The organism is Acidithiobacillus sp. (assembly GCF_027322205.1).
Classification (GTDB): Bacteria; Pseudomonadota; Gammaproteobacteria; order Acidithiobacillales; family Acidithiobacillaceae; genus Acidithiobacillus.
On record NZ_DAHVHY010000075.1, the window covers coordinates 1 to 10,054 of the forward strand.

12 protein-coding genes are annotated in these 10,054 nt (G+C 59.1%); 9 read left to right on the forward strand and 3 right to left on the reverse strand.

What is annotated here, in order from left to right:
• Positions 1 to 124: 124 nt before the first annotated feature.
• Both M7F93_RS10015 and M7F93_RS10020 read left to right on the forward strand, forming a co-directional pair.
• On the forward strand, positions 125 to 481 hold the full coding sequence (locus tag M7F93_RS10015; RefSeq protein WP_298172803.1) for an HVO_A0114 family putative DNA-binding protein: 357 nt from the start codon (positions 125 to 127) through the stop codon (positions 479 to 481).
• Between the two features lie 271 nt (positions 482 to 752).
• Positions 753 to 1,520 carry a sulfite exporter TauE/SafE family protein gene (locus M7F93_RS10020; RefSeq protein ID WP_298172806.1) on the forward strand — a complete coding sequence of 256 codons (768 nt, stop codon included), beginning with the start codon at positions 753 to 755 and terminating at the stop codon, positions 1,518 to 1,520.
• Positions 1,521 to 1,603: 83 nt separating this feature from the next.
• On the opposite strand, the gene M7F93_RS10025 is transcribed toward M7F93_RS10020, so the two are convergent.
• Positions 1,604 to 2,911 carry an arsenic transporter gene (locus M7F93_RS10025; protein WP_298172809.1) on the reverse strand — a complete coding sequence of 436 codons (1,308 nt, stop codon included), beginning with the start codon at positions 2,909 to 2,911 and terminating at the stop codon, positions 1,604 to 1,606.
• Between the two features lie 92 nt (positions 2,912 to 3,003).
• Here M7F93_RS10025 and M7F93_RS10030 point away from each other — a divergent pair, with 92 nt between their 5' ends.
• The 6 genes from M7F93_RS10030 to M7F93_RS10055 are packed head-to-tail and all read left to right on the forward strand — an operon-like array spanning position 3,004 to position 7,175.
• Positions 3,004 to 3,363, forward strand: a complete 360-nt coding sequence (locus M7F93_RS10030; protein ID WP_298172812.1) for an ArsR/SmtB family transcription factor — start codon at positions 3,004 to 3,006, stop codon at positions 3,361 to 3,363.
• Complete coding sequence (locus M7F93_RS10035) at positions 3,360 to 3,845, forward strand: arsenate reductase ArsC (protein WP_298172815.1); 486 nt, start codon at positions 3,360 to 3,362, stop codon at positions 3,843 to 3,845. The genes M7F93_RS10030 and M7F93_RS10035 overlap by 4 nt, the downstream gene beginning before the upstream one ends.
• Before the next feature lie 38 nt (positions 3,846 to 3,883).
• Entirely contained in the window at positions 3,884 to 4,246 is a 363-nt protein-coding gene (gene arsD, locus M7F93_RS10040) for an arsenite efflux transporter metallochaperone ArsD (RefSeq protein ID WP_298172818.1), read from the forward strand.
• A 40-nt stretch (positions 4,247 to 4,286) separates the two neighbouring features.
• Entirely contained in the window at positions 4,287 to 6,050 is a 1,764-nt protein-coding gene (arsA, locus tag M7F93_RS10045; protein ID WP_298172821.1) for an arsenical pump-driving ATPase, read from the forward strand.
• 56 nt (positions 6,051 to 6,106) lie between these two features.
• On the forward strand, positions 6,107 to 6,592 hold the full coding sequence (locus tag M7F93_RS10050; RefSeq protein WP_298172824.1) for a CBS domain-containing protein: 486 nt from the start codon (positions 6,107 to 6,109) through the stop codon (positions 6,590 to 6,592).
• Positions 6,593 to 6,647: 55 nt separating this feature from the next.
• Complete coding sequence (locus M7F93_RS10055) at positions 6,648 to 7,175, forward strand: NAD(P)/FAD-dependent oxidoreductase (protein WP_298172826.1); 528 nt, start codon at positions 6,648 to 6,650, stop codon at positions 7,173 to 7,175.
• On the opposite strand, the gene M7F93_RS10060 is transcribed toward M7F93_RS10055, so the two are convergent.
• Entirely contained in the window at positions 7,164 to 7,439 is a 276-nt protein-coding gene (locus M7F93_RS10060; RefSeq protein ID WP_298172829.1) for a hypothetical protein, read from the reverse strand. The genes M7F93_RS10055 and M7F93_RS10060 overlap by 12 nt on opposite strands.
• 104 nt (positions 7,440 to 7,543) lie before the next feature.
• On the opposite strand from M7F93_RS10060, the gene M7F93_RS10065 reads away from it, so the two are divergent.
• Positions 7,544 to 7,714 carry a hypothetical protein gene (locus tag M7F93_RS10065; RefSeq protein ID WP_298172831.1) on the forward strand — a complete coding sequence of 57 codons (171 nt, stop codon included), beginning with the start codon at positions 7,544 to 7,546 and terminating at the stop codon, positions 7,712 to 7,714.
• 1 nt (position 7,715) lies between these two features.
• On the opposite strand, the gene M7F93_RS10070 is transcribed toward M7F93_RS10065, so the two are convergent.
• The coding region (locus tag M7F93_RS10070) for a phosphoketolase family protein (RefSeq protein ID WP_298172834.1) at positions 7,716 to 10,054 on the reverse strand (2,339 nt) is incomplete at its 5' end.

Sequence of the window (10,054 nt, forward strand, 5' to 3'; positions counted from 1 at the left end):
CCGAATGGCGATCTCATGGAGATGGTGGTGTGGCGCGTACCGAAGCCTGTGCCGCTGAGGAAGATGAATATACGTTCACCGGTGTGGACCAGTTGATCGAGGATTTCATCGTGGAGGTGGAACAATGGAAAAGCGAACACTGACCATTACCGTACAACCGGACTGGAAAGCAGTTCTACGTGCTGCAGGTGGAGCCGCGCAGGCGGAAACCTACCAGGGGGAAACCCTGAACTTTGAATCGCCGGATGTGTTCCTGAGTCGACTGACCGCACTGCGATGGTCTCTGGTGCGCCAGATCATGAGTGCGGGGGAAATGTCCATCAGGGGGTTGGCCCGGCGGGTAGGCCGGGATGTGCGTCGCGTCCACGATGACGTGCTCGTGCTCGCCGAACTCGGACTGATAGAGCGCACGGCCAACGGCGGGGTGCGCTGCCCCTTCGCCGACATTCACCTCGATATGCACTTGCGCAAGGCGGGATAACGGTCAAGGGGGTGCAGCAATACCGGAGAGAGGAAGAGGATATGACACGACGCAAGATTGTACTCAGAGCGAATAGTGCGGTATTCCAGACGGTGTCCCGTGCTGTTTCCGTCGAAGGTGACTGGACAGTCGAGCCATGACCTCTGGAGTCATACGCTGGACGAACAAACAGCAATCTCTTCAAGTCAGGAGATTGGGTGACACCGGCCCACGTACCATTTAACAGGGCCAGTCGCATGACCTTTACGTCAAGTCTATTCACGGCTGACACTTGCCTACGCTGCAATCGGTAACCACGGAATGGTGGCTCATCCCTGCATTGTTTACCGCCGGGGTGGGGGCCGGGTTTATCAACGTCCTGGCCGGTGCTGGATCCATGTTGACCCTGCCGGTACTCATCTTCGTGGGCCTCGACCCCATCACCGCAAACGGCACCAACCGCATCAGCATCCTTTTGGAAAATCTTACTGCCGCTCGCACCTTCTACCACCATAACTTGGTGGATTTGAAAAAAGGGATGAAACTGGCCCTGTGGACACTGCCGGGAGCTATCCTTGGTGCCATTGCGAGTGTTCATATTGGCAATCTCTGGTTTCAGCGCATTTTGGTGATTGTATTGGTGCTCTGTACAGTCAGCCTGTTTTTTTCAACGAGGGCCACAGAAAAAGATACACGTCCCGATGGCATGGCGTCACCATGGCTGTATCCCACCATGCTGGGGCTGGGTTTTTATGGTGGCTTTATGCAGCTCGGTATCGGTTTCCTCTTCATCCTTGCCCTGCGCCATTTGCTCACCAAGAACTTAGCGCAAGTGAATGCTTACAAAACCCTTATTATCACGTTGTACACATTGCCTACCCTCCTTATCTTCGCCTGGATGGGTCAGGTTCACTGGGGACTCGGCTTGGTCATCGCCATAGGCGGCATGATAGGCGCGCGGTTGGCTGCCAGACTTACGGTGAGCCGACGCGGAGAACTGTGGATCAAGGTGATGATGGTGATCGTCATACTGCTGATGGCAGCCAGGCTCTGGGTTTAAGGTTGATTTTGGGCCACTCGATTGCTGTAATGGCGGTTATAAATCTAGTTTGGGCTTACACCCCCGACATGGCCTTCTTCTCCTTAAGCCAAAGGTAACCACCAGGCCAGTGCCAGCAGGGTGACCAGCAGCACCGGTGGGGTGATCAGCAGCCCGGTTTTCATGTACTGTCCCCAGGTGACGGTCATGCCTTTACGGCTCAGCACATGCAGCCAGAGCAGGGTAGCCAGGCTGCCGATGGGGGTAAACTTGGGGCCGAGGTCACAGCCGATGATGTTGGCGTAAACCATGATCTCCCGCAGCAGAGGGGCGGTCGTTACCGGGAGTTGATGAATGGCGAGCGCGCCTACGAGTACCGCCGGCATATTGTTCATGGTGGAAGACAGTAAGGCCGCCAGAAAGCCCGTCCCCAGCGCCGCCGCCAGCACGCCGTGGTTGCCGAACCAGTGCAGGGCCATGGCTACATAATTCGTGAGCCCGGCATTACGCAGCCCGTAGACCACCAGATACATCCCCAGGCTAAACACGACGATCTGCCAGGGCGCATCCTGGAGTACTTTCCGCATCGGAATCTGCGCCCCCCGCCCGCCCTGCAGCCAGCGACCGGCCAAAGCCAGCATAATCAGCGCGCCGGTGCCCGTCACCACGGAAACTGGGATCCGCCACTGGGCGGTGACGAAATAGGCGATCAGCAGCAGGATCAGCACCGGAAAACTGGCGCGGAAAACTAGGTGATCCTTGATGGCCAACATGGGCTCGGGCAGATCCCGGGTCGGGTACCGGCGCGGTACCGAACGCCGGAAATAGAGCCAGAGCACGGCCAGCGTCGCCGCCAGAGCCACCAGATCCACGGGTACCATCACCGTCGCATAACGATCAAAGCTGATGTTGAAATAATTGGCACTGACAATGTTCACCAGATTGGAAATCATCAGTGGCAGGCTGGTGGTATCGGCCACGAAACCTGTGGCGATCACGAAGGCAAAGGTGGCCGCCGGCGTGAAGTCCAGACGCAGTAAAATGGCTATGACGATCGGGGTGAGGAGCAACGCTGCACCGTCATTGGCGAACACCGCCGCGATGGCGGCACCCAGCACGACAATCAGCGGAAACAGCAAGCGCCCGTGACCGCCGCCCCAGCGGGCCACGTGCAGGGCTGCCCAATGAAAAAAACCTGCCTCATCGAGAATCAGAGAGATAATGATCAGTGCCACAAAGGTGAAGGTGGCGTCCCAGACAATGTGCCAGACAATGGGAATGTCACTCCAGGTGATGACGCCAGTGGCCAGCGCCACGACGGCCCCGCCCATAGCACTCCAGCCGATACTGAGACCTTTGGGTTGCCAGATGACGAGAATCAGGGTGACGAGAAATATGGCGATGGCCAGCATGTTTGCACAGGCTCCAGAACGAAACGCAGACCATAGTCTTGACGAGCGTGGCATTCTTGTCAATACTACAAGAAACATTCGCGGATGGTGCCATGGAAACATTTCAAGACCCTGCAGATATTGTCACCCGCCTGGAGGCTTTGGCCTCCCCGGTGCGTCTGGAGATCTTTCGTCTATTGGTCGAACAGGAACCGACGGGTCTGGTGTCCGGCGACATCGCCGAACACTTGGGGCAACCGCACAACGGTATCTCCTTTCATCTGAAAAATCTCCAGCATGCGGGCCTCGTGACCGTACAGCGCGAAGGGCGTTATCAGCGCTACCGTGCGGCCATGCCCGTGGTGCGGGCATTGGTGGCCTATCTCACCGAAAACTGCTGTCGCGGTACCCAGGATTGCGCCTTACCCCGTGAAACCATCTCTTCTTCTGTCCGCCAAGGAAACCAGCGATGAAAACCCCGGAAATTCTTTTTCTCTGCACCGGTAACTCCTGCCGTTCCATTCTCGCCGAAGTCACCTTCAATGCCTTGGCCGGACCGGCCATGCACGCCATCAGTGCCGGTAGTCATCCGACCGGGTATGTGCATCCGCGTGCCTTGGCCCTGCTGCAACGTGAAGGGTTTAGCACCGAAGGTCTGTACAGCAAGTCCTGGGACGATATCAAAAAAACACCGGACATCGTCATCACCGTCTGCGCCAGCGCCGCTGGTGAGACCTGTCCCGCCTATCTCGGCCCGGTGATCCGCGCTCATTGGGGCGTGGAAGATCCCGCCAAGGCAACAGGTAGCGAGGCGGAGATCGAGGCGGCCTTCACCACCGCCTACCAGATCCTGCGTCGTCGGATCGAAGCCTTTCTGGCCCTGCCTTGGACCCAGTGGGAAGAAAGTGGCGACGTGGCCCTTCAAGCCGAACTGGCGCGCATCGGTGAACAGTAACTTTTCAGACGGCATCCATCCTTTCAGGAGACTTTATCATGCCCAAAATCCGTGTTTATGATCCCGCCATGTGCTGCAGTACGGGCGTATGCGGTCCGACCATAGATCCTGCGCTGGTACGCTTTTCTGCTGACGCGGACTGGGCGAAAGGCCAGAAAATCGAGCTGGTACGCTACAACCTCAGTCAGGAACCCATGGCCTTTGTCAACAATCCCGTGGTGAAACAGTTTTTGGATCGTTCTGGCGCCGAAGCATTGCCGCTGATCTTGGTGGAAGGGGAGATCGCCCTGGCCGGGCGTTATCCGACCCGTGAGGAACTGGTCCGCTGGGCCGGGTTGGCGGCGGCGCCCGCCATGAAAAGCCCTTCTGGCGGCTGTTGCGGTGGCAGCGGCACCTGCTGAACGGTCCATCATTGGCGTATGCTTCAACGAGGACTTCGGCATGCTTTTCCTACAAAACCCGCCCACCTTTCTGTTTTTCACTGGCAAGGGTGGCGTTGGTAAAACGTCGCTGTCCTGTGCCTCGGCCATCCATCTGGTTCGATTGGGCAAGAAGGTCTTGCTGGTGAGCACCGACCCAGCGTCCAACGTCGGTCAGGTTTTCAATCAGGCCATCGGCAATAAAATCACCGCCATTTCTGCGGTACCCGGGCTATTCGCCCTGGAAATCGATCCGCAACAGGCGGCACAAGAGTACCGGGAGCGTATCGTGGGTCCGGTGCGCGGCGCGCTGCCGGACGCCGTGGTCAAAGGCATCGAAGAACAGCTCTCCGGAGCCTGCACCACCGAAATCGCGGCCTTCGACGAATTCACCGCTTTGCTGACCGATGCGACACTGACGGCCGACTACGATCACGTCATCTTCGACACGGCGCCGACTGGCCATACCATTCGTCTGTTGCAATTGTCCGGCGCGTGGAGCGGCTTCATTGAGAAAAATCCGGAAGGCGCGTCTTGCCTTGGTCCACGGGCGGGCCTGGATAAGCAACGCCAGCGCTATGCCGAAGCGGTCAAGGCGCTGTCCGACCCCGAACGCACGCGCCTGATACTGGTCACCCGCGCGCAGAAAACCACGCTGGACGAGGTCGCGCGCACCCACCAGGAACTGGCGGCCATCGGTCTGATCCGGCAGAACTTGCTCATCAACGGTGTGCTGCCGGCAAGCGAAGCCGCCTACGACACGCTGGCCGCTGCCATACGTCACCGCGAACAGGCGGCCATAGCCAACATGCCCGCCGCGCTGCGCGACCTGCCTGTCGATCAATTGCCGCTCAAGGCCTTCAACATGGTCGGCGTCGAGGCGCTGTGCAGTCTGTTCTCTGATCAAGACGAGAGCGCCCCCACCGGTAGCGCTGCGCCCACCAAATGCGTTGACCTTCCGCAGTTGTCGACGCTGGTTGAAGCGATCGCTGGAACGGGGCACGGCCTGATCATGATGATGGGCAAGGGCGGAGTCGGCAAAACCACCCTGGCGGCTGCAGTGGCGGTGGCACTGGCCGAACGTGGCCTGCCCGTTCACCTGACCACCTCCGACCCCGCCGCACACCTGTCCGACACGCTGGCCGGTTCGCTGGGCAATCTGGAAGTCAGCCGCATTGACCCAGAGGCGGAGACCGAGCGTTATCGCCAGCATGTGCTGGACACCAAAGGCCAAGACCTGGATGCCGAAGGCCGTGCCATGCTGGAAGAAGACTTGCGCTCGCCCTGCACGGAAGAAATCGCGGTGTTCCAGGCGTTCTCGCGCGTCATCCATGAGGCCGGCAAGCAATTCGTGGTGATGGACACCGCACCGACCGGGCATACCCTGCTGCTGCTGGATGCCACCGGGGCCTATCATCGCGAAGTGACCCGCCACCTCGTCGATCCGCAGATGCATTACACGACGCCGATGATGCAGTTGCAGGACCCGGAACAGACGATGGTGTTGATCGTGACCCTGCCGGAACCCACTCCGGTCCTGGAGGCCGCGCAGTTGCAGGAAGACCTGCGTCGCGCAGGCATCGAGCCGTGGGCCTGGGTCATCAACAACAGCCTGGCTGCTACGCCCACTACGTCCCCCCTGCTGAAACAGCGCGCCGCGCTGGAGGTAGCCCAGATCGAGGCGGTTCGCACCCGCTACGCCAAACGCATCGCCCTGGTGCCTATGCAGACAGAGGAGCCGGTGGGTATAGACCACTTGCGCTCGCTGCTGAATCCGGCGTCGTGACCATAAATGAGCGGACCCGAGGGCCGACAAGCATAGGGTAGAGAGGAGTAGGCGAAATGAACGTAGAGCAACTCATGACACGAAATCCAATTACCGTTGCGCCGCAGACCCCGGTGGCGGAGATCGCCCGGCTACTGCTGGAACACCGAATCAACGGGGTACCGGTAGTCGACTGGGAGGGACAAATGCGAGGCATCATCACGGCGGGGGATCTCATTTATCGTGCCGCCGACGAGACGTTGGGCCCCCGCACGTCGATATGGAAGGAAAACTTCTACAAATCCGTCTTCCGGCGGCACCCAGAGGAAACCGACAAAGACCAGGACCGCACCGCCATGGAGGTGATGACAGATGACGTCCACAGCGTGGAGCCGCACACGGATATCGTCATGGCAGCCCAACTGCTGGTTGACTTCGATATCGTGTCCCTCCCGGTCCTGCAAAACGGTCGGGTGGTCGGCATGCTATCCCGTCACGACCTCCTGAAGTGGGCAGCCAAGCACCCGGAAGGAGCGAATCGTTTGAAGGTGGGTGAGGAATGAACCCCGTTCCCCGCAATCACCGACCGGGGATGTCCCTGCCGCGAAGGGTCGTGCCATGATCCGCCTTCTCGTCATCGGCGGCAGCGACGCCGGCATCAGCGCGGCGCTCCGGGCGCGCGAGAAGGATCCTTCCGCCGAAATATCGGTTCTGCTGACCGACGAGTACCCGAACTACAGCATCTGCGGCCTGCCTTTTTATCTCAGCGGCGAGACGCCGGATCACCGGCAGCTCGCCCACCGCACCGCGTTCGAGGGCATCGAAATCCTGACGAACCATCGCGCCGTGGCCGTTCATCCAGCGGCCAAGACGGTCGAGGTAGTCCGCGGACCCAACGACAGCCTGCGGACGTTGCGCTATGACCGCCTGGTGATCGCGACCAGTGCCGTGCCATCCCGCCCTAAAGGCTTGTCTGGCCTCGACCTCCCCGGCGTGTATTTTTTGCATACCATGGCGGACGGCTTCGCTGTCCAGAATCGTCTCACGGAGCGCGGGGTGCGCTCCGTCATCATTGTTGGCGCGGGCTATTCGGCGTCGAGATGGCCGACGCACTATGGCATCGGGGGATCGAGGTCACGCTCGTGAGTCATATGGGCCGCTGGCGACTGTGCAGAGACTTGGCACCGGATACTGCAACGGCCAGCGTATCTGCCGCTTGGCACGACCGCACACAAGCAGGGGCGTCTGGCCGGCGAGAACGCGGTTGGCGGGGAGCGCCTCTTCGCGGGTTCGGTCGTCACTCAGACGGTCGAGGTCTTCGAGTTGGCGATCGTGCGGACGAGTTTGCGCGAAACCGAAGCGCGCTGCGGATTTGATCCCGTGACTGTCGAGACCGAAACCTGGGATCACAAGGCCTATTACCCCGGCGCGCAGAAGCTCCGTATCCGGGTAACCGGTGATCGCCGCACTGGTCGTCTTCTCGGGACGCAGATCCTCGGTACTGGCGGTTGGGCGTGTCGAAACGCATCGATGCCTTCGCAACGGCGCTTTTCCATGGCATGGGCGTCGAGGGGCTGAATGATCTCGACCTCAGCTATACGCCGCCATTCAGTAGTCCGTGGGATCCCGTGCAAATGAGAACACAAGCCTGGACCAGCGCGGTAGGCAACGGATTGGGCAAGTAATTCAAGGCCACTTCCAATCAATGATATCCTGTCGATCTACCCCAAATTCGTAGGCATGGTTCTTACAGGCGAACTGTTGATCAAGCAGTGTCTCGCGCACACTGGACCCCGTGTCGCAGAGGCGGGGTATCCGGTCAATGGCGTCAATGGCCAGGCTGAAACGATCCGTTTGATTCAGGATCGCGAGTTCCAGGGGGGTGTTGATATTGCCTTTCTCTTTGTAACCGCGCACATGAATATGGTGCTGTCCGGGTCGCCGGTAGGTTAATCGGTGGATGAGCCACGGGTAAGAGTGGAAATTGAAGATCACCGGCTGGCTGGAAGTGAACAGCGCCGCGAACTCACGATCCGTCATCCCGTGTGCGTGTTCGGTATGTGGTACCAATTTGAACAAGTCCACCACATTCACGAATCGAACCTTGATGTCGGGCACGTGTTGACGCAGTAAGGCGGTGGCAGCCAGAGACTCCAGAGTCGGCACGTCACCGCAACTCACCATGACCACATCAGGTTCAACCCCTTGGTCATTGCTCGCCCAGCTCCAGATGCCGGCGCCTCTTGTGCAGTGTGCTACGGCCGCCTCCATGTCCAGGTACTGCAGATTCTTTTGCTTGTCCGCGACGATCACATTGACATAATTGACGCTTTTCAGGCAGTGATCGGCGACGGAAAGCAGGCAGTTGGCATCCGGCGGGAGATAGATGCGTACCACGCTGGGGCTTTTGTTAGCCACCACGTCAAGAAAACCGGGATCCTGATGCGTGAAACCATTGTGGTCCTGCCGCCAGACCAGTCCGGTCATCAGCAGGTTGAGTGACGCCACATCGGCCCGCCAGGGTAGTGCGTTACATTTTTCCAGCCATTTGGCGTGCTGGTTGAACATGGAATCGATGATGTGGATGAACGGCTCGTAGCTATTGATGAAGCCGTGCCGCCCGCTCAGCAGATAACCTTCCAGCCAGCCTTCTATCGTATGCTCGCTGAGCATTTCCATGACCCGTCCCTGCAAGGCCAGTTCGCCGCCGTCGGCATCTTCCGGGAAATATTCCCCGAGCCAGACTTTTTGGGTGACCGCATAAAGGGCTTCGAGTTTGTTGGATTGGGTTTCGTCCGGTCCGAAGACGCGGAAGTTCTGCATATTCAGCCGCATGACCTCCCGAAGGAAATTGCCAAGAGTGGGTACATTGCCAGTCTGGGTTCCTCCGGCTTTTTCGATCTCCACGGAGAACGTGCGGAAGTCAGGCATATCCAGAGGGCGGCGCAGCAGACCCCCATTGGCCACGGGGTTGGCACTCATGCGCCGCCGCCCCTTGGGCGCCAAAGCTTGCAATTCAGGGATCAGTCGCCCTTGCGCATCAAAGTGTTTTTCCGGTTGGTAGCTGCGCATCCATGATCCCAACAGGGTCAGATGGGCCGGGTTGGTGGCCACGTCCGGGAGGGGGATTTGATGGGCTCGCCAGAAACCTTCCAGATAGTGCCCGTCCACCTTCCGGGGGGCTGTCCAGCCTTTGGGACTTCGAAGAATGATCATCGGCCAGCGGGGGCGATAAGCCGCACCGGTCTGCCGGGCCTTTTCCTGGAACTTGCGAATCTCCAGGACACAGTGTTCCATGGTGGCGGCCATCGCCTGATGCATGCTCTCTGGATCGCTGCCTTCCACGAAGTAAGGGGTATATCCATAACCGACGAATAGCGCCGCCAATTCCGCACGACTGATGCGCGCCAGAATGGTGGGGTTGTTGATTTTATAGCCGTTGAGATGGAGCACCGGCAGGACCGCCCCGTCGGTAATCGGATTGAGGAATTTGTTGCTATGCCAACTGGTGGCCAATGGTCCGGTCTCCGCCTCGCCATCGCCGACCATCACCAGGGTGATCAGGTCCGGGTGGTCAAAGACCGAGCCGAAAGCATGAGAAATACTGTAACCAAGTTCGCCGCCCTCATGAATGCTGCCGGGTGTTTCCGGAGTCGCGTGGCTACCGATGCCTCCGGGAAAGGAAAACTGCTTGAAGAAGCGCTGCATGCCTGTCAGATCTTCACGGATGTCCGGATAAATCTCGGAGTAGGTTCCTTCGAGATACGCCTGGGACAGTACCGCCGGTGCGCCGTGACCGGGGCCGGAGATGTAGATCGCATTCAGATCGTATTTTTTGATCAGCCGGTTAAAGTGAATATAAGTGAAGCACTGGCCAGCGTCTGATCCCCAGTGGCCCAACAGTCTTGGCTTGATATGCTCCAGGGTGAGTTGCGTCCTGAGCAATGGGTTGCTCCTGAGGTACAGCATTCCCAGGCACAGATAGAGACTGGCTCGCCAGTAGGCGTCGGTTTTGCGCAACTCAT

Excerpts from the sequence above, each read along its gene's own strand:
- M7F93_RS10035 (WP_298172815.1), top strand. The coding sequence starts at position 3,360 with ATGAAAACCCCGGAAATTCTTTTTCTCTGCACCGGTAACTCCTGCCGT.
- M7F93_RS10030 (WP_298172812.1), top strand. The coding sequence starts at position 3,004 with ATGGAAACATTTCAAGACCCTGCAGATATTGTCACCCGCCTGGAGGCT.
- M7F93_RS10050 (WP_298172824.1), top strand. The coding sequence starts at position 6,107 with ATGAACGTAGAGCAACTCATGACACGAAATCCAATTACCGTTGCGCCG.
- M7F93_RS10025 (WP_298172809.1), bottom strand. The coding sequence starts at position 2,911 with ATGCTGGCCATCGCCATATTTCTCGTCACCCTGATTCTCGTCATCTGG.
- M7F93_RS10015 (WP_298172803.1), top strand. The coding sequence starts at position 125 with ATGGAAAAGCGAACACTGACCATTACCGTACAACCGGACTGGAAAGCA.
- arsD (WP_298172818.1), top strand. The coding sequence starts at position 3,884 with ATGCCCAAAATCCGTGTTTATGATCCCGCCATGTGCTGCAGTACGGGC.
- arsA (WP_298172821.1), top strand. The coding sequence starts at position 4,287 with ATGCTTTTCCTACAAAACCCGCCCACCTTTCTGTTTTTCACTGGCAAG.
- M7F93_RS10055 (WP_298172826.1), top strand. The coding sequence starts at position 6,648 with ATGATCCGCCTTCTCGTCATCGGCGGCAGCGACGCCGGCATCAGCGCG.